The organism is Actinoallomurus iriomotensis (genome assembly GCF_030269445.1).
GTDB lineage: Bacteria > Actinomycetota > Actinomycetes > Streptosporangiales > Streptosporangiaceae > Actinoallomurus > Actinoallomurus iriomotensis.
Genome location: NZ_BSTJ01000003.1, coordinates 577,651 through 601,472 on the forward strand (window position 1 = coordinate 577,651; position 23,822 = coordinate 601,472).

At 70.7% G+C, this 23,822-nt stretch carries 17 protein-coding genes; 8 read left to right on the forward strand and 9 right to left on the reverse strand.

Annotated features, from left to right (window positions below; all coding sequences use genetic code 11):
• Positions 1–69: 69 nt before the first annotated feature.
• Positions 70–1,518, forward strand: a complete 1,449-nt coding sequence (gene argG / locus QSK37_RS15635; protein WP_285567932.1) for an argininosuccinate synthase — start codon at positions 70–72, stop codon at positions 1,516–1,518.
• Between the two features lie 356 nt (positions 1,519–1,874).
• Here argG and QSK37_RS15640 read toward each other — a convergent pair whose 3' ends face one another.
• A complete protein-coding gene (locus QSK37_RS15640) occupies positions 1,875–2,240 on the reverse strand; it encodes an ester cyclase (RefSeq protein WP_285621112.1) in 366 nt (121 codons plus the stop codon).
• A gap of 117 nt (positions 2,241–2,357) precedes the next feature.
• Here QSK37_RS15640 and QSK37_RS15645 point away from each other — a divergent pair, with 117 nt between their 5' ends.
• Together QSK37_RS15645 and QSK37_RS15650 are read left to right on the forward strand one after the other, a co-directional pair.
• A complete protein-coding gene (locus QSK37_RS15645; protein WP_285621114.1) occupies positions 2,358–2,969 on the forward strand; it encodes a TetR/AcrR family transcriptional regulator in 612 nt (203 codons plus the stop codon).
• Between the two features lie 376 nt (positions 2,970–3,345).
• Positions 3,346–5,829 carry a DUF7617 domain-containing protein gene (locus tag QSK37_RS15650; protein WP_285621117.1) on the forward strand — a complete coding sequence of 828 codons (2,484 nt, stop codon included), beginning with the start codon at positions 3,346–3,348 and terminating at the stop codon, positions 5,827–5,829.
• A gap of 61 nt (positions 5,830–5,890) precedes the next feature.
• Here the strand turns inward: QSK37_RS15650 and QSK37_RS15655 are convergent, their stop codons facing one another.
• Genes QSK37_RS15655 through QSK37_RS15665 form a run of 3 tightly spaced genes read right to left on the reverse strand, consistent with a single transcriptional unit; the run spans position 5,891 to position 8,036 of the window.
• Entirely contained in the window at positions 5,891–6,568 is a 678-nt protein-coding gene (locus QSK37_RS15655; RefSeq protein ID WP_285621118.1) for a hypothetical protein, read from the reverse strand.
• A 12-nt stretch (positions 6,569–6,580) separates the two neighbouring features.
• Positions 6,581–7,087, reverse strand: a complete 507-nt coding sequence (locus QSK37_RS15660) for a SigE family RNA polymerase sigma factor (protein ID WP_285621120.1) — start codon at positions 7,085–7,087, stop codon at positions 6,581–6,583.
• A gap of 52 nt (positions 7,088–7,139) precedes the next feature.
• Positions 7,140–8,036 (reverse strand): NmrA family NAD(P)-binding protein, encoded by an 897-nt coding sequence (locus QSK37_RS15665; protein ID WP_285621122.1) that lies wholly within the window; start codon positions 8,034–8,036, stop codon positions 7,140–7,142.
• A 145-nt stretch (positions 8,037–8,181) separates the two neighbouring features.
• Between QSK37_RS15665 and QSK37_RS15670 the strand changes: the two genes are divergently transcribed.
• On the forward strand, positions 8,182–9,015 hold the full coding sequence (locus tag QSK37_RS15670) for a LysR family transcriptional regulator (RefSeq protein WP_285621124.1): 834 nt from the start codon (positions 8,182–8,184) through the stop codon (positions 9,013–9,015).
• On the opposite strand, the gene QSK37_RS15675 is transcribed toward QSK37_RS15670, so the two are convergent.
• Positions 8,998–9,621, reverse strand: a complete 624-nt coding sequence (locus QSK37_RS15675; protein ID WP_285621127.1) for a TetR/AcrR family transcriptional regulator — start codon at positions 9,619–9,621, stop codon at positions 8,998–9,000. The genes QSK37_RS15670 and QSK37_RS15675 overlap by 18 nt on opposite strands.
• A gap of 121 nt (positions 9,622–9,742) precedes the next feature.
• Here QSK37_RS15675 and QSK37_RS15680 point away from each other — a divergent pair, with 121 nt between their 5' ends.
• The 4 genes from QSK37_RS15680 (at position 9,743) to QSK37_RS15695 (ending at position 13,869) form a co-directional block, all read left to right on the forward strand.
• A complete protein-coding gene (locus tag QSK37_RS15680) occupies positions 9,743–10,795 on the forward strand; it encodes an aldo/keto reductase (RefSeq protein ID WP_285621129.1) in 1,053 nt (350 codons plus the stop codon).
• A 127-nt stretch (positions 10,796–10,922) separates the two neighbouring features.
• Positions 10,923–11,588, forward strand: coding sequence for a nucleoside/nucleotide kinase family protein (locus tag QSK37_RS15685; protein ID WP_285621131.1), 666 nt, complete (start codon positions 10,923–10,925; stop codon positions 11,586–11,588).
• A 427-nt stretch (positions 11,589–12,015) separates the two neighbouring features.
• Complete coding sequence (locus tag QSK37_RS15690; protein ID WP_285621133.1) at positions 12,016–12,606, forward strand: hypothetical protein; 591 nt, start codon at positions 12,016–12,018, stop codon at positions 12,604–12,606.
• 78 nt (positions 12,607–12,684) lie between these two features.
• Positions 12,685–13,869, forward strand: coding sequence for an FAD-dependent oxidoreductase (locus tag QSK37_RS15695; RefSeq protein ID WP_285621135.1), 1,185 nt, complete (start codon positions 12,685–12,687; stop codon positions 13,867–13,869).
• Positions 13,870–13,873: 4 nt separating this feature from the next.
• Here the strand turns inward: QSK37_RS15695 and QSK37_RS15700 are convergent, their stop codons facing one another.
• The 4 genes from QSK37_RS15700 to QSK37_RS15715 form a co-directional block, all read right to left on the reverse strand.
• The gene (locus tag QSK37_RS15700; protein ID WP_285621137.1) at positions 13,874–14,566 is read right to left on the reverse strand and encodes an IclR family transcriptional regulator; all 693 of its coding nucleotides are present in this window, start codon (positions 14,564–14,566) and stop codon (positions 13,874–13,876) included.
• 156 nt (positions 14,567–14,722) lie between these two features.
• A complete protein-coding gene (locus tag QSK37_RS15705) occupies positions 14,723–16,030 on the reverse strand; it encodes a hypothetical protein (protein WP_285621139.1) in 1,308 nt (435 codons plus the stop codon).
• 14 nt (positions 16,031–16,044) lie between these two features.
• Entirely contained in the window at positions 16,045–20,010 is a 3,966-nt protein-coding gene (locus QSK37_RS15710; RefSeq protein ID WP_285621141.1) for a hypothetical protein, read from the reverse strand.
• Between the two features lie 23 nt (positions 20,011–20,033).
• On the reverse strand, positions 20,034–23,456 hold the full coding sequence (locus QSK37_RS15715) for a hypothetical protein (RefSeq protein WP_285621143.1): 3,423 nt from the start codon (positions 23,454–23,456) through the stop codon (positions 20,034–20,036).
• Positions 23,457–23,822 lie beyond the last annotated feature (366 nt).

Consider the following 23,822-nt stretch of genomic DNA (forward strand, 5'->3'; position numbering starts at 1 on the left):
GACGCGGAGCACGGCTCTTTACCAAAGCCGGTGTTGCATGATCATGCATTAGTATGCATACTTCTACTCATGTCCAAGGTGCTGACCTCCCTGCCTGTCGGCGAACGTGTCGGGATCGCCTTCTCCGGCGGCCTCGACACATCGGTAGCGGTCGCGTGGATGCGCGAGAAGGGTGCCGTGCCGTGCACCTATACCGCTGACATCGGGCAGTACGACGAGCCCGACATCGCCTCGGTGCCCGGGCGCGCCACCGCGTACGGCGCGGAGGTCGGCCGGCTGGTCGACTGCCGGGCGGCACTCGTGGAGGAGGGCCTCGCGGCCCTGGCCTGCGGCGCGTTCCACATCCGCTCCGGCGGCCGCGTCTACTTCAACACCACGCCGCTCGGCCGGGCCGTCACGGGCACGCTGCTGGTCCGCGCGATGCTCGAGGACGACGTGCAGATCTGGGGCGACGGCTCGACCTTCAAGGGCAACGACATCGAGCGGTTCTACCGCTACGGCCTGCTCGCCAACCCGTCGCTGCGGGTCTACAAGCCGTGGCTCGACGCCGACTTCGTCAGCGAGCTCGGCGGCCGTACGGAGATGTCCGAGTGGCTGCTCGCCCGCGGCCTGCCCTACCGGGACAGCACGGAGAAGGCCTACTCCACCGACGCGAACATCTGGGGCGCGACCCACGAGGCCAAGGCGCTCGAACACCTCGACGCGGGCATCGAGATCGTCGATCCGATCATGGGCGTACGGTTCTGGGACCCCGCCGTGGAGATCCTCGCCGAGGACGTCACGATCGGCTTCGAGCAGGGACGGCCGGTCACGATCAACGGCAAGGAGTTCTCCTCCGCCGTCGACCTGGTGCTGGAGGCCAACGCCATCGGCGGCCGGCACGGCATGGGCATGTCCGACCAGATCGAAAACCGCGTCATCGAGGCCAAGAGCCGGGGCGTCTACGAGGCTCCGGGCATGGCGTTGCTGCACGCGGCGTACGAGCGGCTGGTCAACGCGATCCACAACGAGGACACCCTCGCCAGCTACCACAACGAGGGCCGGCGGCTGGGCCGGCTGATGTACGAGGGCCGCTGGCTCGACCCGCAGGCGCTGATGCTGCGCGAGTCGCTGCAGCGCTGGGTCGGCACGGCGGTCACCGGCGAGGTGACCCTGCGGCTGCGGCGCGGCGAGGACTACTCCATCCTGGACACCTCCGGACCGGCGTTCAGCTACCACCCGGACAAGCTCTCCATGGAGCGCACCGAGGACTCCGCCTTCGGCCCGGTGGACCGCATCGGCCAGCTCACCATGCGCAACCTCGACATCGCCGACTCCCGCGCCAAGCTCGAGCAGTACGCCGGGCTCGGCATGGTCGGCAGCCAGCACCCGATGCTGATCGGCGCCGCTCAGGCGGCCTCGACGGGCCTGATCGGCGCGATGCCCAAGGGCGGCGCCGAGGCGATCGCCTCCCGCGGTGAGGTCCCGGCCGACGACGAGCTGCTCGACCACGCCGCCCTGGAATCCGGCAACGACTGACCTGAGCGGCGAGCCGACGAGCGAGCGGAGCGGCCGGTGAGGGACGAGCCGTCCGTGGAGTGAGTGAGGAGACGAGCGCGACCGGCAAGCTCGCGGCGAGCCGACGAGCGAGCGGAGCGGCCGGTGAGGGACGAGCCGTCCGTGGAGTGAGTGAGGAGACGAGCGCGACCATGGACACGTGCGGCGAGCCGACGAGCGAGCGGAGCGGCCGGTGAGGGACGAGCCGTCCGTGGAGTGAGTGAGGAGACGAGCGCGACCAGCACGGCAGGCCCGCGGAAGGCCACGGGGTTCCCGCACCTCGGGGGTGCGGGAACCGGCGTGCCGGCAGCCCTGGTCATTGAGCGCGGCGCGAGGCTCTAGCCGAGACGCGGGTCAGGGCCCTCGGTGATCCCCCACGCCTCCGCGAAGCGGCCGTCGCTGATGCGGAAGATCTCGATCAGCGTCGGCGGCGCGGCGCCGTCCGGGGTCGCGATCCCCTCGACCGACGACCGGACCGCGACCTTGTCGCCGTCGACCAGGATGTCCTGGGCGACGACGCGCACGTGGGGGAACCGGGCGACGAGTGTGCGCCAGGCGTCCCTGCCCGCCTCGAACCCGGTGCTGCCCAGCGGATGACTGAAGAAGTCGGGTGTGTGCAGATCCTCGGCCTGGTCGAACCGCCGGGTGTTGAAACACTCCTGCATCCGGTGGACCAGGGTCTTCGCCTCGTCGCGTGTGGTCATCGGCGTGGTCTCCTCGTGACTGGGTGAGGACGAGACGGCCCGGACCAGTAAGCGGTGCGCCGCCCCGGTTACCGTCTCAGAGTATCCGGTGCGTCGCCCCGGTTATGCTGATATGCCATGACCAGCCGACCGTCCGGCCCCACTCCGGCAGCCCACGGGAGCGACCGCGAGCTGCGGTCGGACGCGCGCCGCAATCGGGAGCGGGTGCTGCGGACCGCGCAGCAGCTGTTCGCGACGCAGGGCCTCGGCGTCTCACTCGACGAGATCGCCCGCCGCGCGGGCGTCGGTCCCGGCACCGTCCACCGGCACTTCCCGGCCAAGGAAGATCTGTATCTCGCCGTCGCGACCGATCGGTTCGAGCGGCTCGTGACGGAGGCGGAGGCGCTCGCCGCCACCGACGATCCCGCGGCCCTGTTCACGCTGCTGTCCCGCATGATCGCCACGGGCGCCGAGAACGCGACGGTCAAGAGCGCACTCGTGGCCGCCGAGTTCGACCTGCGCACCGCGGCCCCGGACGTCGCCGCGGGCCTCACCCGCCAGGTCGCGCGACTGCTCGACCGCGCGCACGCGGCCGGCGCCGTTCGCCCCGACGTCACCGTCGACGAGGTGATGGCACTCGTCGCCGGCGCCTTCGCCGCGATCCGCCACGCCAACGCGGAGATCAGCCGCGAACGCTCAGCGCACATCGCCCGGCTCATCCTCGACGGGCTGCGCCCCGGACCCCGGTGACCTTCGAGTACTCGAACGAATTACGACGGTCTACTAACGAATACGGCCCTACCGGCTCGAAGTTCCGACCGATCGACGACCCGGCGCCGGACCATCGCGACCGCCCGGCGGCCGGGCGTTCCGGCGAAGTCCTTTCGCGCGCGGATAGGGCGCACACATTTCGATTCGGCGAAGCCGGGCCGGACCATAAGGACCGGCCGACGACTTCTCTGAGTAGTCACTCGATCTTGATCCGTGACCGCTCATGGCCAGCGCTCTTGTCGAATTTCAGATACTCGACGACATTTGCCGAGGGTCTTCCCGGATGAACTCCCCCCATGGCTCGAGGCGGACCCGTCCCATCCCGGAACAGCCCCGCTCAAAGGAGAGCTCCCAGATGCGGAGAGCTATTTTGTCGCGCGCTTTTCGAATAGGTTCCTCAGCTACCGCCGGATTACTCGTCGCGGGTGTCCTGGTCGGCCTGAGTGCCACGCCGGCGCCCGCCGCCGACGGCTCGGTCCTGCACAAGAGCGCCCAGAACGTCACTCATCCGAACGCCGGGACGGCGAGCCACGGGGACGTCATCAACTGGGTGGTCGACTACACCGACAACGGTTCCGCCACCCCCGCCACGGCGACGGTCACCGACCCGATCAGCGGCGCGACGGGCGCGCAGACGTACGTGCCCGGCTCCCTCAAGGTCCCGCCCGGCTGGAGCCCGTCGTGGTCCACCGACGGCACCACCTTCCAGGGCTCCGACTCCGGCGCCGCGACGACCGCCGTACGGGCCACCACCTCGTCCGCGCGACAGGGCGGTACGAACCTCTCCGCGGACCTGCTGCCGCCGCTGCAGTCGGTGAGCACCGCGACCGGCGGCGACGGCTTCACGCCGGTCCTGTACCGCGCGGACGGCAAGGTGGAGGCGTGGAACCTCTTCCACCACTCCAACGCACCGGCCGCCGTGGCCGTCTGCACCGACCTGAGCACCGGCCAGGCGTGCTCGGGCGGCCCCTGGCCGAAGCCGATCAACGCGGCCGCCGGCCCACTCGGCAGCGGCAACACCTCCGACCTGGGGACCACGACGACCGAGGAGTTCGTCCGCGACCCGGACCGCGCGGGCGTCGTGTACTACCCGGCGTTCGCCGCGACCACGGTCGGCGTCGCCTGCCTCGACCTCGGGGCCCGCGCGAACTGCGGGTACTGGCCGCTCATCGACCGCGGCGGCTCGCCGTCGCGGGTCAACAACATCGGCGGCCTCGTCGAGCAGGGCGGGAACCTGTACGGCGTGGTGTCGACCGGTCAGGTGCTGTGCCTGTCGATGGCCTCGCGTACGCCCTGCGCCGGCCAGCCGTACGCCGCGGTCGTCCCGCCGAACGGCGACCAGACGAGCACCACGAGGAACGAATACTTCGGCTCGATGGTCACCGTGAACGGCAAGGTCTTCATCTCGTCGTCGCCGACCAGTTCCTCGACCGGCGCGCACCCGCCGGCGATCGGCTGCTTCGACCCGGACACCGATGCCTCGTGCGCGGGCTGGACCACGCCGCACGACATCGGCCTCAGCGGCTCGTACACCTACAACGTCTACGCCGGGTACGACACCGGCGGCCACGCGGACCGCGTGTGCGCCACCGTCACCACTCCGGCGATGAGGTCGGCGTGCTTCGACTTCGGCGGCGCGGCGGTGGCCGCGCCCACGGAGTTCGACGGTCTGTCCAGCGGCGCCCAGGCGTTCAGCCCGAACACGGTCACGACACCGGACGGGCATCTGCGCAGCTACTTCGGCATCTGGGGCGGATCCATCACGGGCGCGGCGGTGTGTCACGACTGGACCGCCGGTGGAGCCTGCGCCGGGTTCCCGCTGCCGGCGACGCATCCCGGCGTCAACGGCGGGCAGACACGCGACTACGGCTACGCGTACGACACGACCAGCGGATGCCTGTTCGGGCTCGGTGACGCCGGCGTGCTGTTCTCCATGGATCCGGGCACCGCCACGACTCCGTGCCTGCACAGCGGGGCCGACGTCAAGGTGACGCCGTCGCGGTTCTACTGCGACGGCGGGTCCGGTCACGTCCAGGGGTACCAGAACGCCCGACTGGAGAACATCGACGTGTCCCACGTCGACCTGGCCGCCTCCACGGCCACGGTCACCGACGACGACGGCACCACGATCGCGACGCCCTCGTTCGCGCCGGACGGCACGATCGACCTGTCCGGCATCTCCGTCTCGGCGCATCCGACCATCGAGGTGTCCACTCACCTCGTGTTGAAGAACGGCGGCGACTTCACCGGCACGAACCACCCGGCCCTCGTCGTCACCTACCGCGGCGACGCGCCGCAGGTCTGCTTCCAGACGAAGGTCGGCGACACCTGCACCGTCACCGGTGTGTCCAACACCGCCACCGGCTCCGATGCCACCGGCGACCTGACCTCCAACCGGGTGGACCTCGCGATCGCGCCGGGCGCGTCCTGCACGCCCCACGTCACCGTCGACAAGGAGATCTGCGCGTCGACGCTGGGCGCCACGTGCGGCCATGGCGGCAGCGGCCCCTGGGTCAAACAGACTCCGGGCGGCCTTCTCGGGCTGCTGGGCACCGCCTATTGGCGAATCACCGTGACCAACAACGGTCCGGTCGACGCCGCGAAGGTCACGCTCAACGACCACACCGAGTCGTCGTGTGAGTCGGCCGCCGGCAAGTTCACCCTGGCGGTGAACCAGACCAAGCGGTTCTACTGCTCGACCTTCCTGCTCGTCCTGCCCCTGAAGAACACCGTCACCGCGTCGTTCGTCCCGGCGAACTCGCCCCCCGGCACCTCGCCGACGACCACGGATCCGTCATCCGCGGTCGCCTGCGGCGTGCTGTGCGTCCTGACCAAGTAACCGTCCGCGCCACAGTGGCGGCCCGTCTCGTACGAGCGGGCCGCCACCCGCGGCGGCCGGGTCAGCCGACGGCGCCGCGTGCGCCCTTCGCCACGGTGATGCCCGAGGCGAACTTCACCATGGTGGTGACGTTCCAGTTGAGCGAGTGCGGCAGCTGCACCATGACGTTCAGCGGAACCTCGGAGAGGCCGGGGGCGGGCCGGCCCCGCTGATCGGTCTGGAAGATGAGGGTGACGGAGTAGCCCGGACCCTTGTGGCCGAAGAACCACCCCCGGTGCCCGTTGACCTCCACGGCCTGATCGCCGGACTTGGGGAACGGGTTGAGGTCCCCCTGGACCACGATCTTGTCCTCGTACGTACCGCCCGTGGGTGTGCCGGCCCGGTGCAGGATCAGGCTCAGGTCGTCCGCGGAGGCGACCTCCCAGCCCTGCGGGATCGTCCGGAGGGTGTACCCCTTCGGCTGGGCGCCCTCGTACGCGACCAGGGCGACGCTTCTCCCCACCGAGGCGGCGGGGCTCGCGGCCTCGTGGGAGTGACCCGCGGGCACGCCCGTCAGCAGGAGGGCCCCGGCGACGCCGGCGGCGACCACGCCGGTTCCCCCGGCGAGGGCGACACGACGGCGGCGCCGCATCAGCAGGGCACGGCCCCGGGCGATGTCCGGCTCGGCGTCCGGCCAGGGGTAGGAGGTGCGGAGGTCGGGCGGAACCGCCTCGGACAGCAGGGAACGCACGTCGTTCATCGAGATTCCTTTCTACGGAGTGGGGGCCAGAGCGGCGCGCAACCGGTCCAGGGCCTTGGCGTTCATGCTCTTGACCGTCCCCTTCGCACAGCCCAGAGCCGAGGCGGTGTCCTCGATGCTCAGATCGAGTTCATGGCGGAGCACGACGACGGCTCGCATTCGCGGCGGCAGCTCCGCGAGTGCCCGGCGCACCGCCCCTCCGTCGAGTTGCCCGTCGACGTCGCCGAACGCGTCGCCGGCCGCGGCCGCGTCGGGCAGCTCGTCGGTCGACTTCTCCCGTCGCCACCACGGCCGCCGCGTCTCGTCCAGGAAGGCCGAGACGACGGCCCTGCGGGTGTACGCCTCGGCGCTCTCCCGTATCCGCGGCCAGGCGACGTACACCCTGGCCAGCGCCGTCTGGACGACGTCCTCGGCGAGGTGCCGGTCGCCCGCCGTCAGCATGCAGGCGGTGCGGAGCAGACTCACCCGGCTCGCACCGACGAAATCCGAGAACTCGCGGTCCCGGGCCGTTCGGATCATGTGTACCTCCTCACGGCCTAGACGGAACCGAGGGCGAAAAGGTTCTACGGCCTCAGCTCGCGCCGGCCGGCGGCCGGTGGCCGTCTCGCGCCCTCATCGCCTGCTCGAAGAACGCGGCGGGGGTGACCCGGCCGGCGACCGGCTCCGCACCGGGCACGCCGAAGTCGATCCAACCCGAGTTGAACCCGTCCGACATCTCCTCGAAGGGTCCGGTGGCGCCGGGTGGCAGGCCCTGGGCCGCCAGGGCGGCCGTCCACCGCTCGCGGGGGATCGAGCGTGCCCGTACCGGCCGGCCGAGCACGTCGCTCATCGCGCGGGCCAGGTCGTCCGGGCTGACCGGAGAGCCGAGCTCGATGATTCTCCGGCCGTTCCAGTCTTCGGTCAGCAACCGCGCGACCTCCGCCCCGATGTCCGCCGTGGCGACCATCGGCACGGGACGGCCGGCCGGCGTCAGGAAGGTGTCGAACCAGCCGGTGGCGGCCGCCGCGTCGAGCCCGAACGTGTAGTTCTCCAGGAACGAGCCGGCTCGCACGAAGGCGGTGGGGAACGGCACGTCGTCCACCGCCTCCTCCAGGAGGTGGGTCGAGGTGATGTTCCCGAGGCCCTTCTCCCGCTCGGAGCCGACCGAGGACAGTACGACCAGCCGGGGCGGGGGCGCCTTGCGCAGAGCCTCGCGGAAACTGACGATCAAGGCCCGTGCCTCGGGGAAGCCCGCCGCCGGAGCGAGTACCGGGGGCAGCATGAGGAAGGCGCCGTCGACGCCCTCCAGCGCGCCGGCCACGGCGGCGGCGTCACCCAGGTCGCCCTCCCGGACGTCGACGCCTCGCCGCGCCCACTCGGCGGCTCGCCGTGGGTCACGGACCAGGGCACGCACCGGGTGCCCCTCGTCCAGCAGCCGCCGTGCGGCCGCTCCTCCGACATGACCGGTGATTCCCGCCAGGAAGAACACGTCGCGATTCCCTTTCCGGTGACGATGCGCGCCCGGGAGGGACGCGCTCGGTACCGGTGAACGATCCGCCACGACGACGCGGAACTGAAGGATCGGTTCGCTCCCGGTTGTTACCCTGAGGGTATTACCGTCGGAGGTGGGGGTCGTGGAGTCCAGGCCGCTGCGCTACTTCGTCGCCGTGGCGCAAGAGCTCAACTTCGCACGCGCGGCCGAGCGGCTGGGGATCGCCTCGCCACCGCTGTCGCGTGCTATCCGCAAGCTCGAGGCGGAGCTGGGCGTCACCCTGTTCGAGCGGACCACCCACAGTGTCGCGCTGACGCCGGCCGGGGAGGTGCTGCTCACGGAGGCGCGGATCGCGCTCGACGCCCTGGATGCCGCCGGACGGCGGGCGCGGCGAGCGGCCGACCCCGAGCCGAAGCTGGTGCTGGCGGTCAAGGCCGACGCCGACGCCGGTCTTCTGGACCCGATCCTGGCCGGGTACGCCGCCGATCCCGCGTCCCGGCCGGTCTCGCTCCGGCTGTGCGGATGGGGCGAGCACACCCGGCTCCTGCGCGAGGGCCACGCCGACGCCGCCCTGCTCTACGAGCCGTTCGACCACACCGGCCTCGACGCCGAGACGGTGACCACGGAGCGGCGTGTCGCCGCGCTCCCGGCGGCGCATCCGCTCGCCCGCCGCGACAGCCTCAGCCTCGCCGATGTCACGTCCGGCCCTCCCGGCGAGGTCGACCGGTTCGTCGACGAGGTCGCCGCCCGGCACCGGGTCCGTGACCTTCCCCAGTTGCTCAAGCTCGTCGAGCTCGGCGACCTCGTCACCCTGCTGCCCGAGTCGGTGCCCGCCCGGTACCCACGTCCCGGCATCGCCTACCGGCCCGTGCCGGACGCGCCTCCCGCCGTGCTGGCCGTCGCGTGGCCCCAGCAGTCCCGGTCGGCGGCCACCGCCGCACTCGTCCGCGCCGCCACGTCACTTCGGGGGGCGTGACCCCTCTTCCGCGCCGGTGTGGCGCAGACCGTCGAGCAGCAGGCGTACGACCGTGTGGGCCTCGCTCTCCCAGCCGGGCTGGTCGTGGGAGGCGCAGATGCCGCCCATGGCCAGGAAAAAGGTGTGCGGCGCGATGTCGGCGCGGATCGCGCCGGCCTTCGCCGCAGCGGTCATGAGCGTGGCGATCGCTTCGACCATGTCCGTTCTGGCCTGCGCGAAGACCGCCGACCGGCCGTCCATGAGCGTCTGCAGGGCGACCGCCATGCCCCGGCTTTCGACCGCGTGGGCGATGAGCTGCTCCAGGAACGCACGGAGCGCCTCGTACGGCGGGAGCGTGGCGAGCAGGTGCGGCGCCATGGCGCACAGGTCGTCCACGCGCCCGCGGTACACGGCCTCGATGAGGGCCTCGCGGGTCTCGAAGTGGCGGTAGAGCGTGCCGACGCCGACGCCCGCCCGTCGAGCGATCTCCTCGATCCGCACGTCCATCTCTCCGGCGGTGAACGCCTCGCGTGCCGCGGTCAGGAGCGCGTTGCGGTTGCGCAGGGCGTGCGCCCGCAGCGGCCTGCCGGACGCCGCCGACCGCGGCGCCGAGTCCGAAGTGTCCATCCCGAGCCTCCTCCGGTGGGCGTCGGTTCGGCCTGCGACCCAAGCTTATCGGAATCAGATTCCGGTATGGTTGGCGGAATCTGATTCCGGTTTGTCACCCCAGTGGAAGGAAGACCGGCTCATGCATTACACGACCTTCGGCCGGCGCACCGGCCTGCGCGTCTCGGAGTACGCACTCGGCACCGCCCGCTTCGGCCCCGCACCCGCCGGCGCCGGACCGGAGCGCTCACGGGAGATCTTCGAGACGTTCGCCGAGGCGGGCGGCACGTTCATCGACAGCGCCGACCGTTACGAGGGCGGGCAGGCCGAGACCCTGCTGGGCGAGCTGCTCGGCTCCGACCGCGACCACTTCGTGCTCGCGACCAAGTACACGTGCGGCGCCGCCGGCCACACCCGGGTCGGCGAGACGGGCAACAGCCGCAAGACCATGGTCCGTTCGCTGGAGGCGAGCCTGAAACGGCTGCGCACCGACTACGTCGACCTCTACTGGGTCCACCTGCCCGACACCCTCACGCCGGTCGAGGAGATCGTCGCCGCCTTCGACGACCTGATCCGCGCCGGGAAGATCCTCCACGGTGGCCTGTCCAACTTCCCCGCCTGGCGGATCGCGACCGCGGCGACCGTCGCCGAGCTACGCGGCCGGGCGCCGATCATCGGCCTGCAGGCCGAGTACAGCCTCGCCGAGCGCACCGCCGACCGCGAGCTGCTGCCGATGGCCGAGGCGTTCGGCCTGGGCGCCGCCCTGTACGCCCCGCTGGCCGGCGGCCTGCTCACCGGCAAGTACCGGCACGGCGACGAGGGCCGGCTGACCACTCTGGGCGCCGGCGTACACGCCGAGGACAGCGAGCAGCGGACCGCCGTACTCGACGCCGTCCTCGCCGTCGCCGAGGAGAGCGGCGCCACCGCCGCCCAGGTCTCGGTGGCGTGGCTGCGCGCCCGCGCCGCCCGCGCCGCCACGGCTTTCGTCCCGGTCATCGGCCCGCGGACGCCCGCCCAGCTCGACGAGTACCTGAAGGCGCTCGACCTCGACCTGACCGGCGAGCAGTACGACCGCCTCGACCGGGTCAGCGCCGTCGCCCTCGGCGTGCCGCACGAGTCGGCCACCGCCGCGCTCCCCGCGACCCTCGGCGGCGACGCCGGCCGCGTCCGCCGCCACCCCGTCCCGGTGATCTGACCTCGCCGGGCCGCCGCCGAGGAGCCGGGACGGGCCGTCGCCACGAGGCGATCAGCGTGCTCGGGAACGCCCGTTCGCGCGGCCGGCGTCCTACGGATTCCGGCCGCAGAGGGGGACCATGGACCTCATGACGGATCGCAGGAACGGCGAGACCGCGCTCGGCCACGTCCGCTGGCTCGCCGGCGGGACCGGAACGGGCAAGAGCACGGTGGCCGCGGCCCTGGCGGAGCGGTACGGCGTCCGGGTCTACGACGGCGACCGCGCCGAGCACCGCTGGCGGGCCCGGTGCACCCCGGACCACCACCCGCACATGTACGCCACGTGGAACGGACCGTCGGGCGCCATGTGGGCGGACCGGTCGCCCAGGGAGATCTTCCAGTCCATGGCGAGCCTGTACGGAGAGACCGTCGGCTTCGTGGCCGAGGACCTCGCCGCCATGCCGGCCGACCGCGTCATCGTGGTCGACTACTTCGGCGTCCTGCCCGGTCACCTCGCACCGCTGCTGCACCGTCCGGACCACGCGGCCTTCCTCCTTCCCACCTCCGACTTCCGAGCGAGAGTCCTCCGGGAGCGCTACGCCGACCCGGCCCGCGCCCGCGCGAACTGGGGAGACCACGACCTGGAGACCGTCCTGGCCAAACGCCTCGCCCGCGACGCGCTCTGGGACGACGAAGTCCGCCACCAGGCCCGCACTCACGGCCTGCGGGTCACCACGGTCGACGGCCGCACGACCATCGACGACCTCACCCGCCGACTGGCGACCCGGTTCGGTCTGGACCGCGCCGATCGGTAGCGGACGCGGACGAAGCCGGTATGAGAGTCGTCTCTCACAAAGTGTCAGAGGACCCTTGCGTCATTCGGTCGCCCAAGTGTGGTGTGAGGTCGTCCTGCTTCTCTGGTGGGTGGCCGTCATCGCGCACGGGCGGTTCCTGGCAGGCGGGCGGCGCGCTCACGAGCGCGCAGTGCGCGGGCAGCGTCTGGTCGCGCTCGGCGTCACGGTCGCGGTGCTGCTGGCCGTGGGACTCCTGCGGTTCGACGCCTCCCGAATCGCCCGGAGCGTCAAGCCGTGGCCAAGCGGACGATGCAGATCAGCGGTGCGAGCTGCCCCCGGCACATCTCCTACACCACGTCCGGCATCATCGACACCGGCCCATCCTCCAAGCAAGCGCCTGGACGGCTTCGGGCCTAAACTGGCGGCCTTCCTCGCGTGAGACGGCACTGTGGCGTTGAACATCTTCGATGCGGCGGCGAAATTCTTCCGCGGCCTCCACCTGTTCGAGAGCGGAGTTCTTCTCGATCAGAATGAATCCCCCGTCATGCTGGCCGGCCGGAGATCCCTCGACGACCTCGCCGAACGGTACGGCGACGACATCGCCTATCACGGATCAAGGGACTACATCCCGCTGCTCGAACCTCGCCAGATGACCTGGTACCACCCGCCCAGCGGCAAGCGGTTCCCTGACGGGGCTCCGGCCATCGGCGCCGACACCGGTTATGACATCCCCACCTTCATGGCTCTGTTCAGCGGCAGGCGGAGATGCACCTACATGGCGGACACCGACGGCACGGTGAAGTACACCGTCGGAGATCCCGTGACCCCGGAAGGGCAGGACCTGAACAGTCTCGTGGGCTATGTCCACGTCCTCGAGAGGAAACACTTCGAGACCTTCACCCTCGACGTTCCCGATGGATGGCCGGAGCCCCTCAGCATCACCAGGCCGCCAGAACTCCGGGCACATGTTCCCGTGCGCCCTCTCGCGGTGGTCAAGGTGACTCTCGAGGATTTCCCCCATCCGATCACCTTCGAATAGCCCGCATTCGGGACTTGTGGACACCCCGCCAATCCTCTACACATTGTAGTACTACACGTTGTCGTGGAGGTGGCTTCGATGCGGGTGCTCATCGTCGGAGCGGGGATCGGCGGGCTCACCGCCGCCCGTGGTCTGCTCGCCGCCGGACACGAGGTGACGGTGCTGGAACGCGCGCCCGTCCTGCGGGCGGGCGGCGGCGCCATCACCCTGTGGGGCGGCGGACCCGCCGTCCTGGCCGACCTGAACGTCGACCTTCGCGGCCTGGGGCAGCGCCTCACCGCCATCGAGGCCCGTACGGCGGCGGGCCGCGTGGTCTCCGCGATCGACATGGAGCGGATCGAGACCGGGCTCGGCACTCCCACCGTGGTCATCCCCCGCGGCCCGCTACTGGACCGGCTGGCCCGGGACCTGCCCGAGGGCACGGTCCGGTTCGGAGCCCGCTTCGCCCGCCTCCGCGAGCGCGGTGACGAGGTACGGGTCTGGACCGAGGACGGCGCCGCGTACGGCGCTGACCTGCTCATCGGCGCGGACGGGGTGCGTTCCGGCGTCCGCGCCGCGCTGGGCGGCGACGCCGACCCGCCGGTGACCGGGGTGGCCAGCCGGCAGGGCCTGATCCCCACCCCGGTCGACCTGGGATCGCGCGGGCTCATGATCGTGGGCCGGGCCGGTGACGTCGGGCTCAGCCCGGCCGGCGACGGGCTCGCACAGTGGTTCTGCGACGTTCCCTGGCCGCCGGCCACGGCCGGTGGCAGACCACTGGAGACGCTGAGGGAGCGGTACGGGGGCTGGGCCTCCCCGGTCCCCGAGCTCCTGGAGGCGTTGTCCGGCGTGGACCTGGAGGCGTTCCCCCACCACCGGGTGAAGGTACGGCGCTGGGCCCGGGGCCGGTGCGTGCTGCTGGGCGACGCGGCCCACGCGATGCCTCCCACCTTCGCGCTGGGCGCGAACCAGGTGCTGGAGGACGTCTGGGCGCTGCTGCGCCACCTGGCCGCCGTCCCGGCCACGGCCACGGCCACGGCGCTGCGGGCCTACGAGCGCGACCGCCGCAGGCGAGCCGCGACGGCCTCGCTGGTCGCCACCCGGAGCCTGGCCGTCACCGGGCCGATGACGGTCTTCCAGGGCGAACGGCCGATGCGCGTGACCTCGGCCGTCCCGTCCCGGCTGACCACTCGCGGCGTCATCGCGCTCCACCGGACCATCAGCGGCCGGCTGCGGAACCGGCGCGACACGGCGATGGGAGAGCCGGGACGCACCCCCGTGTGAAGCGTCAGCGGCGCAGTTGCAGGCTGATGCCCTGGGCCACGCGCCCGGTGGTCTGGGTGAGGTGCCTCAGCGGGCGTCCCGGGTCGGTCATCACGCAGAGCGCGGCGATCGGCTGGCCGTCCGCGCCGTGGAGGGGAACGGCGGCACAGCACACGCCGGAGACGAGGCCCTGGTGGTCGAAGGCCACCCCGCGGTCACGGATCTCGGCCGCCTCGCGCCGCCAGGCGGCCGGACGTGGATCCAGCAGGTGCTGCGGGCGTACGGCGGCCAGCAGCACCTTGCCGGCGGCCGTCGAGGCCGAGCAGGCGAGGCCGGGGCGGAGCGGCGCGACCTCGTCGATCTCACCGGGCACCACGGCGATCACCAGTGCCCGCCCCTCCGACAGCACGCAGACCCCCACCGTCGCGCCGGTGGCGCGTGCGAGTCGCCGGATCGGCCCGCGCGCCGACGCCAGCAGCTTCGGATGGGGTTGCCAGGCCTGGCCGAGCCGGAACATCGCGGGTCCCATGCGGTAGCGGCCCGCGGCGCGCTCGACCGCACCCAGGTCGACCAGTTGCTCCAGCAGCCGGTGCGCGGTCGCCTTCGGCAGCCCGCTGTCCGAGGCGAGAGTGCTGAGTCCCGCGTCTCCGGCCGTCCTCAACGTCTCCAGCAGGCTGAAGGCGCCCTGCAACACGCTACGGCCGCTCGAATCGCCCATCGACCAGCACTCCCCGTGCCCACCCACCCATTGCCGACCGATATTACGATCAGTAAATCGCTCCGCACATCAGGGCAACTACGTACTTTATCTACTTTGCAGCAAGTAACGACAATTATCCGAATTCAGCGTTTTCGGATTGGGCTATTACAGGGACTAATGGACCGGCCTACCGTCGCGCAGCAGGAGGCCGCCGTGCGCGGTGGACGGGGCCCAGATCGCGTCCCCGGCGAAGCTCACGTCGTAGCCGAGCAGGCCGCCGAGCAGTCCGCCGCAGGTGGCGTGCCCGGCCGCGTCGGTGGTCACGTCGCAGAGCGTACGGCTTCCCGCGCTGAACCTGACGTGCCGGCCGGCGATCGGCTTCCCGGTCGCGGTGTCGGTGAGCGTCGCCGTCGCCGAACCGAGTGAGATGGATCCGGCCCTCATGGTCGTGGCGTACGCGGCCGGCGGGCTCATCCGGAGCGAGGCCGTCACCTGGGGACCGGCCTGGTTCGCGTCGGCCGACCACACGTACTCGACCGCCGAGTCGGCCTTCCCCTGACCTCCCAGGCAGTCGGAGGCGGAGCCGCTGACATCGCGAGTGCCGTCGGTGACGTATCCGCCGAGCGGCGCGAAGATCGCGTCGGGCCAGCACACGTACTTCACCGAGTCGGGCACCGCCTGCGGATCGCCGCTGCCCGACAGCGCGACCGCCAGGCTCGGCGTCAGGGGATTGACGTCGTTGTCCACCACGGCCGTGTCGCCGGTGGCCGGGGCGTCCGTCCGTTCCACGCCGACGGTCGGATCGAACGGACGGTACGGCTCACCCGCCGCACGCGGCTGGATGGCCGGACCGTCGTCGGTGCCGATCTCGGTGTCCCACAGATACTGGATCTTGTACTGGTGCTTCGGCGTGTTGTAGTCGGTGATGCTCGTCGTGACGCTGACCCGGGTGTCGGCGACGGTGCCGCCGGTGACGGAGACGGCCTGCTCCACGAACAGCGAAGACCGCGACCAGGTCGTGGTCGTGGTGGTCCCCGTGGTGCTCTGGCCGATGGAGGAATCGTCGAGGGAGACCTCGTTGCCGTGGGTGAGCATCTGCCCCTGGACATAGTCGACGCCCGCGGTGACGTCCCGAATGATCATGTAACTCGTGCCCGGGACGCCCTGGCCGAAGAGCACGTCGAGGCCCGCGCCCGCTGGGTTGCTCGCGCCGGTCATGACGGTGAACTCCCCCGCTCCGACGCTCCGCGCCGGAGTCACGTACACCTGGAAGACGCCGTTTCCGAATCCTCCGGCGGGAAGCGCCGATCCGGCGCGTCGCGGCAACAGCCCCGACTGGCGCAGCACACGCGACTTCTGCTGCGACGCCGTCAGCGGTCGTGGCCGCGAGGAGGCGTCGGCCGTCGAACCCAGGACGGCCATGCCGGGCCAGGTCAGGACGGCCGTGAGCATGAGGCGCAGGAACCAGCGGCTTCGTCTCATCATTCTCATCCCTGTCAGATCTCGACGGCGTCCACGTAGACGAGCCGGTCTCCGCCGGCCGGCGGTTTCTCGCGCTCCTCGACCACCAGCCGCATCGGACCGCTGCCGCGCGCCCCCGGCAGCCGGACGTCGCCGGCCCACTGCCCGCCGGACCAGTTCAGATCGGTTTCGGCGGAGGTCTTCCAGCCCACCGCGCCGACCGGCTTCCGGTCGGCGGTCTGGGCCAGGATCGTCATCCGCGCTCGCCGGTCCGGCTCCGCCGTGTACGTCGTGCCCGCGACGGTGACGTGAGCGAGGGCCGCGTCGGAGGCGTCGAACACGATCGAGAGGGTGCGGTCCGGCGTGAGCTGCGCGAACTGCGCGAGCACGACCGGCGAGAGCTCGACATCGGTCAGCGAGTTCGGCTGGAACCTCGCCAGCGCCAGCCGGAGGAACGGGCTGTAGACCTTCCCCCCGGCGCCTTCGGCCATGGTGATGTCGCAGTACCACATCCGCCGGTCCTTGTCGTAGGCCACCGGGTGCGGCGCGACCGCGACGGTCGCGGTGAGCTCGGGAAGGATGTCGGACTCGGCCGGCCGGTAGCCCTGCCTCGGATGGAGCGCGAGCGGGAACTCGCTCATGAGTGGAGCGACCGGCGTCGACGAGGACGCGAACAGCGGGTCCTGGCCGCGCAGCGTGACGTACTGTCTCAGGTTCGCCGGCAGGTCGCCGTTCCCCTCGAACAGCACCACGCCCAGCATCTCGCCGTCGCCCGAGGAGTACCACGGCCGGCGAAGGTAGACGCGCAGTCCGTTGCCGCGACGCGTGCTGGAGATCGTCGTGGCGCCGGCCGCCTGCTGCCAGCCGAACGTCGGCACGATGTAGGCGACGTCCGGCGCCGCGGGCCGCGCCGAGGACCGTACGTTCACCACGACCGGTTGCTGGGTTTCGGTGTTCGTCCGCGTCACGGAGCCCGCGACGAAGTCGACGGCGACGGTGGCGCCGTCGGCGATGGCCGACGCGTCGCCCGAGCGTGCCACCGTGCCCGCGTGGAGGTCCACGACATAGTCGCCGGTCACCGTGCTCGACGCGCTGTGGTCCTCGCCGAAGTCGCGGCCGGTCCCGGGGTCGGTGACGTGCAGGGTTCCCTCCGCGATGCCCTCACGGGCCAGCGTGACCGGCGTGGTCCCCGACAGCGTCACCTGGGCCCGCTGCCGGAAGAACTCCACGTAGCGCGAGGTGCCCACGGCGGAGAGGGTGATCTGCCGGTGGATCGTGTCGTGGAACTCGTGGAGGTCGTTCAGCGGGAGCCGGTCGCCCTCGGGCGCGTCCTCCGGGGCCATGAGCTTGATGACGTGGGCACTGCCGGGCCGCTGGACCGGCTCGGGGTCGGACGGGTCGTCGATCGGCTGGGTCCAGGTCGCCTGCACGTCCACGTGATCGGTGCTCGCGCGGTCGATGGTGAGCGTGTCGGTGATGCGCGCCGTCGTGTCGCCGGGCCGGCGGGTCGCCACCGGTTTGGCGAAGGCGGGCGGGGTCATCGGCTGTACGACGGCGTGCGACAGCGTCAGCGTCCCGGCCGGGGTCAGCTGCCACAGCCGTCCCTGCGCGGCGAGCCGGCGAAGGTCCTGGACGCTCAGCCCGCCGCCGGGCTCCATTCCGCTCTCCACGAACCAGTTCCAGACGCCCATGAGGTCGACGTCCGCGTCGTCGATGCGGCTGGAGTAGGCGACGTCGACGGTCCGCCCCGGAGGGAGCTGCACGGTGAGGACCCGCGACAGGCGGTCATAGCCGGGCTTGCCGGTGCCGTTGACCAGACGGATCCGGAAGGCCCACGGACCGCCCACCGCCAGCGGGCGGTCGAAGTCGACGGAGAAGACCTCATCCGCGCCCATCCCGGGAAGCCCGTGGAAGGCGACGCCCCGCGCGAGCACGTCGGTGATGTACGGGACGGTGAGGATCGGATCCTCGTAGTAGCGGACGTCGCCCCAGCCGTTCGGGTCGGCCTTGCCGCCGGTCGCCAGCGTGGCCTTGTCGCGTTTGACGATGTCGGCGTAGGCGGACGTGTTCATTCCGCCCGGATTCAGCGGCGAGGGAGCGACGTCGTACAGGCCGTGCTGTTCGGCCATCAGCTGGCTCATCCTGGGCTGGACGACGTGGCGCTGGCAGTTCCCCGTGGCGGGCGCGTTGTAGTTGCCCCTGATGACCATCACCTGGGCGGACTCGGCCGGCGTACGCGGTGCGGCGGGGAGCAGCAGCGGCGAGGGGACCGGCTCGAAGCGCAGATACCGGACCGCGGCGGTGCTGGAACTCGTGGTCGTGTCCGCCGGGCCGGGGCCGTTCCCGGTGATGTCCACGGTGCGCGCCCGGAACCGGTAGCTCCTGCCGTAACGCAGCTTCGGCAACCCCGTCGCCCGGAAGCTGGTACGGAGTTTCACCGGGCCGGTGGCGTCGCTGTCCGGCCCGACCGTCACCTGCTTGCCGTTGACCGTCTCCAGCATGCTCCCCGGGCGGTTGACCACCATGCTGTAGCCGCTCCAGTTGAAGACCGACTCGTGCAGGTAGATCGTCGGGTCGTCGACGCGCTGGGTGTGCGCGAGGTGGACGGTCCCCTCGTCGTCGGCGCTGACCCGCGTTCCGTTGACGTCGTACGTGCCCGTGCGGCGGCACAGGCTGTACCAGCGCTTCGACGTGTCGTCCCACACGTCCACGCGGACTCCGTACGTGAGGTCCTCGGCGTGGAACGGGTCGTCCGTGAGCCGCGCGAGGTTCGCGGTTCTGGTCGCGCTCGCCGTGAGCCGGTCGTGGAGCTGCTTGGCGCGGCCCACCTGGACGACGGAGAAGCCACTGTTGCGCAGGGCCGGCAGTGGCTCCGGCTGGCGGCCGGGGTCGGTGAAGATCGGCACCCCGCCGCTCATCGGGCGTACCGGCTCCTTGGCCGCCTTGCGCTTCTCCGGCGACCCTTCGCCGGTGGCCCTCGTGAAGATCGTCTGGCTCAACGCCGACAGCAGCGCGGCGGCGGAATCCGCCTCGATCTCGACGACGCTGTACTGGTCCGTGTTCAGCGTGAGGAAGCCGTCCTTCATCGTGGTCCCGAGCGGCTTCGCCTGGAAGACGGTCTTGGTCAGCGTCGCGGCGACCGCCGGGTACACAGGGGTGTACGACGTGCCGCCGGGCCAGTCGACCTGGAGGCTGAGCGTCGCCGGGTCGCTCGGGACGGGAATCCCGATGGCGGCGGGATCCACGACCAGGTCGACGACGAGGCCGAGGGCGCGTTGCAGCACCGGGTACTGGGCGAATGAGCTCAGCGCGGCGTGGAAATCGATGTCGTCGTCGCTCTGGATCATCCGCACGTGGTCGCCCACGGCACGCCGCCCCGGCGCGGCGTTCGTGCCTCTCTCGTGGAACAGCTCGGCCAGGAGAAAGTCGATCTCCGCCGCCGAGAATCCGGAGAGCCGGCCGCCGAGGAAGTAGCCCTGGCTCCACGTCTCGGCGTCGATCGCCGCGATGGCCTCCTTCCGCCGCTCGGATGACATGTAGATGTCGGTGACCGTTCCGTACGGCCGGTCCTTCGGCGCCAGGCCCTCTCCGGGCGGGATGTAGTCGTTGACCGTGGGCGGTGCGGTGGGGCTGTACGCCAGCGCCAGGGCGTGCTCGGTGGAGGCCATGGATCGGGCCGACGTGCTCGGCCAGGAGCGGATGGGCGGTACGCCGGTGGCCGCGAGCGGCTGGGGCAGTGCGGTGACCGGCGTGTCCTTGGTGAACAGCCGCTGCCAGAGGTCCAGCCGGGGCGCCGGGCTCGAGACCGTGGCGGGCACCGCCGGACCTCCGCCGAACACCACCGAGTACGCCGGCCGGACCGCAGGCCAGGTGAGCCACTCCGGATGGCCGCCGAGCGTGGTGGCGCCCGCCAGCCGCGGGGCGATGAGCACGGACATCCGCAACCTGCCGTTGGCATAGCCGTTCGGCACCGGCGTCCAGACGATCTGTGACGTGGCCATGGCGTTACTCCTCGCCGGGGGCGTCAGCTGGCGAACGAGGCACAGTAGGTTCTCCAGTCGTCTCTGCTGACCAGGTCGCCGAACGTCGGCGGGGCGCTCGCGGCGTCCAGAGCCCGGACGGCGCCACCCGGCACGTTGGCCTGACTCGCGCCGCCGAACGTCTTCGTGAACTCGATTCCCACGCTCACGTGCCAGAACGTGATGTCGATGGAGACCGTCAGGTGTGCGTGGAACCAGACGGACCCGACGCCGTCCTGGTTGACGTACTCGATGTCCGCGTAGAGCTCGGCGTTGATGCTGATGAGGCCGAGGACGCTCAGCCGCCCGGTGACCCGTACGTAGCCGCCCAGGTGGACCTCCGTGTAGGTCCCCGGCCGGTCGGTGTAGTCCTTGATCTCCAGGCGGAAGAACACCCCGAGTTCGATGAGCACCCGGCCGGCCGCGACGAGGACGTCCAGGGCGACGTTCCCGAGCACCTCGATGGAGGCCTCGAGCTTCTCGATCCTCCTGGGGCTGACCTCGATCTCGAAGTGGCCGCCGCCGCCGAGACCGTAGACGCTGACCTTGAACTTGTCATCGGGCGCGCCGAACGCGAACCGCGCCCGCGGCAGGTCGGCATAGAGGTTGAAGGGCGCCGGGTTGAACGGCAGGATCACCCCGGCCTCGATGTGCAGCCCGTCCAGGGCGAAGAACCCCAGCGGCAGGGAGGGGATGTCAAAGGTCACCCCGACACCGATGTGCGTCAGATCGAACTTCAGGAGCTTGAACCCGAACCCCGCCTTCTTGCCGTCGGCGGCGGGCGCCAATGCCTGGGACCTCCGCTTCTTCGTCCGGGCCTTCGCCACGGCGGAGTCGCCGCCCCCGCGGAAGAGGTCGGCGAGGGCCCCCACGAAGTCCAGGGGCGGCTTGAACTGCACCGAGTCCAGGTCGGGATCGCAGTCCGGCCCCTTGCCCAGCTGGTAGGTGAACGCGAACTTCGTGAAGATCAACAGGATGGGATTCAGGTCGAGCGTGAAGTCGGTCAGGCACCCGTAGATCTTGGCGATCGCCTTGTTGAGGGTGTCCTCGTCCTTGGTGACCCAGTTGATCTGGTTGCTGCACTGGAGGATGAACTGCGTCAGGACGTTGCCGCTCACGTCCTTGCTGATGACGAGCGGCAGCGGCGGGGACGGCGTCACGTTCTCCCGGAACTCCAGGGTGACGGTCTGCCCGATCGGCTTCGCGTCGTAGTCCGGATTGCCGTCCTTGTCCTTCGGGAAGTCGGTGTACTTCATGATCCGGGGGCCGTGCAGCGAGACCTCCCCGTCCTCGAAGAGCGCGCCCAGCGCGATCTGGCCGAAGAGCGCGGCCTGCTGGAGCGTGTCCCCGAGATTCGAGAAATAGGCCTTGAAGTCGACCTTTCCGCTGTTCTGGACCTTGTCCACGGAGTCCTGCAGCCCACTGATCGGCCCGAGCGACGACGCGGAGATGGCGCCGATCGCGAGGTTCGGGCTCGCGATACCGCCGGCCTTCATGGTGTTCTGCACGATGCGGCGCACCGGGCTGTCGGCCGTGCGGTCGCCCTTGATCACGACCGTGTTGATGGCCGCGACCGACGTCTGCACCCGGACGAAGATCTGCGGATCATTGCCGGAGTCCGCCAGCTTCGCGAGGTGCCCGAAGCCGTGGGCGAGATACGTGGGGTCGTGCACGAGGAAGACCGGGTCGCCGGTGCCGATGACCGCGTCGATCGCCGGCACCTGGGCCTCGGCGGCGAACATCCTCGGATAGAACAGCGGCGAGTCCACGTGGGCATGGTCCCGGCCGTCCTGGGGAGCGCCCGGTGGCAGCGGGGGCCGCACGTCGCCGGCGGGCCCCTCGACGCCCCAGTACCAGCGCACGGTGGGAAAGCTCGCGACGCCGGGCTTCGGCTCCTTCGCGTACGCGATCTCCTGGCCGCGCAGGTCGATCACTCGCCGGGGGTTCACGGCCGGCCCGACGATGTCGTCGTAACTCCCGTAGTGGCCGAGCACGCTCGTGAAGAGCGGGTCGCCGGTGTTCCGCGCGGGGTCGGCCGGCATGAAGGCCATCGGCGTGGTGAACTCGATCCGCCGGCCCGTCAGATCGGTCGCCACCAGCGAGAACACCACGTCGGAGTGGCCACCGCCGGCCTTCGGGGCGTTGATGTCCTGGATCCAGAACGCCGGCGCCGTGGCGTTCGGCGGTCCCGGCAGGAGCGGATCGAGTTCTCTGGGCAGATCGGGAAGCGTGGTGTTCCGGATCGTGATGTCGGTGAACGGGAACGCCCGGCCGGCCCAGTTCTGGAACGGCGCGGCATAGGTCTTGACCCGTTCGGTAATCCGGATGAACAGTCGTTGCCGCAGATAGGCGACGCCCGACTCGTCGATCTGGCGTTTGGTCTCCGAGATGAGTTCGGCCCGATGCCCGAACGGGAACAAGAACCCGTACTCCTCGACGACGACCTTGTTGTCGCGGCCGAGCCAGGAATGGTGTTCCCAGCGCTTCAGCTCGAACCCGACCGTCGGTATCCACTGCGCCTCGAAGTCGAGAGTGGCGCCGGCCGCGCTGAGTGAGAGAAGGTCGGCGTTCACCGGCCGGTACGCCCCCAGCGTCGGATTACCGGCCAGCTGCACGATCTGCTTTGGCGGGTCCACGAAGTGGGGCGGATACAGGGCGCTGAAGACCGTCGCCTCGTCCCCTGCCGGCGCGTCGTAGTACACCGCACGGAGCTTCGGGATCGCGGCGTCGGCGGGTGCCGGAACCGGGATCGACTCCTGCGGCCTGCCGTTCGTCCCGCGTACGGCGAGCCGCGTGTGCCACAGCTCCGTCCGGTCGCCGTGGGTGACCGGCCGGGTGGCGTGCGCCCAGGTGGACTCGCGCTCGGGAGTGAGGTGCAGCCAGTCCACCACGAGCAGGTCGGTGTGCAGGTCGTCGGGGGGTGATCCGTTGGGCGGCCCGGTGACCGCCTGCATGATCCACGGCCACCACTGCAGCAGGCCGTCCTCGTTGTAGGGCAGCGACTTGACCGTTTCCGGTACGACGAAGACGATCCGGCTCGGGCCGACCGCCCTGCCGCTCGCCTTTCCCGGCGCCGGCGGATTCTTCTCGTCCTCGAAGACCGTCTGCTCCATCACGTGCTGCGACGCGAAACGCGCCACGACATAGGCGAGGACCGAGGAGTCGACGCGACGCAGTTGGGGCGGATCGGTGTCGAACGCCGGCGCCAGATTGTAGAAGTCGAAGTCGAGTACGAGCATGTCCTGCGGGCGGACGAGATGCAGACTCGACGTCGGTGTCGCCGATCCGGCGACCAGTGCCCGCGGCAGTGTTCTCTCACTCGACCGGAGGCCGGCGGCCATCAGCAACCCACTGCTCGACGCCAGCACGACGCGCCGGGAAATGGGACGCCGCCAGAGCGCGCTCTCTGAATTCAGGTGTTCGGGCATCGGCCGTCCGTCTCGACGGACGAAATGCAGCAGACCATGGAAGCCGGCTCCTTCCAGAACCCCCGGTCAAGCCCCTGTCAGGCGACAACGGTGCCTGCGGGGTCGGTCGCCGACAAGGTCCGGGTCCACTCAGCGGACCAAAGTTCTGGGCAGCAATCCGTACAGGTCATCGAGTTATTCGTAGAAGGTGTCGACCGAAATGGACGACGGCGTTCCCGCGAGACACGCGCCCGTCGTCCACCGCCCGGAGCGCCCGGTCCTCCAGCGCCGCACATGGCGGCCACGGCACCGCCGACCGACCTCCGCCGGACGACATCTTGCCTGGTCAGCGCTATGGTTCGAGTGGTTTGACGGGTAGTATCCGGT

What these genes read in the sequence shown, in the direction of transcription:
- QSK37_RS15660 (WP_285621120.1), bottom strand. Translation starts at nt 7,087, where the DNA reads ATGATCCGAACGGCCCGGGACCGCGAGTTCTCGGATTTCGTCGGTGCG.
- QSK37_RS15640 (WP_285621112.1), bottom strand. Translation starts at nt 2,240, where the DNA reads ATGACCACACGCGACGAGGCGAAGACCCTGGTCCACCGGATGCAGGAG.
- QSK37_RS15645 (WP_285621114.1), top strand. Translation starts at nt 2,358, where the DNA reads ATGACCAGCCGACCGTCCGGCCCCACTCCGGCAGCCCACGGGAGCGAC.
- QSK37_RS15710 (WP_285621141.1), bottom strand. Translation starts at nt 20,010, where the DNA reads ATGGCCACGTCACAGATCGTCTGGACGCCGGTGCCGAACGGCTATGCC.
- QSK37_RS15705 (WP_285621139.1), bottom strand. Translation starts at nt 16,030, where the DNA reads ATGAGACGAAGCCGCTGGTTCCTGCGCCTCATGCTCACGGCCGTCCTG.
- QSK37_RS15655 (WP_285621118.1), bottom strand. Translation starts at nt 6,568, where the DNA reads ATGAACGACGTGCGTTCCCTGCTGTCCGAGGCGGTTCCGCCCGACCTC.
- QSK37_RS15680 (WP_285621129.1), top strand. Translation starts at nt 9,743, where the DNA reads ATGCATTACACGACCTTCGGCCGGCGCACCGGCCTGCGCGTCTCGGAG.
- QSK37_RS15700 (WP_285621137.1), bottom strand. Translation starts at nt 14,566, where the DNA reads ATGGGCGATTCGAGCGGCCGTAGCGTGTTGCAGGGCGCCTTCAGCCTG.
- QSK37_RS15650 (WP_285621117.1), top strand. Translation starts at nt 3,346, where the DNA reads ATGCGGAGAGCTATTTTGTCGCGCGCTTTTCGAATAGGTTCCTCAGCT.
- QSK37_RS15695 (WP_285621135.1), top strand. Translation starts at nt 12,685, where the DNA reads ATGCGGGTGCTCATCGTCGGAGCGGGGATCGGCGGGCTCACCGCCGCC.
- QSK37_RS15675 (WP_285621127.1), bottom strand. Translation starts at nt 9,621, where the DNA reads ATGGACACTTCGGACTCGGCGCCGCGGTCGGCGGCGTCCGGCAGGCCG.
- QSK37_RS15685 (WP_285621131.1), top strand. Translation starts at nt 10,923, where the DNA reads ATGACGGATCGCAGGAACGGCGAGACCGCGCTCGGCCACGTCCGCTGG.
- argG (WP_285567932.1), top strand. Translation starts at nt 70, where the DNA reads ATGTCCAAGGTGCTGACCTCCCTGCCTGTCGGCGAACGTGTCGGGATC.
- QSK37_RS15715 (WP_285621143.1), bottom strand. Translation starts at nt 23,456, where the DNA reads ATGCCCGAACACCTGAATTCAGAGAGCGCGCTCTGGCGGCGTCCCATT.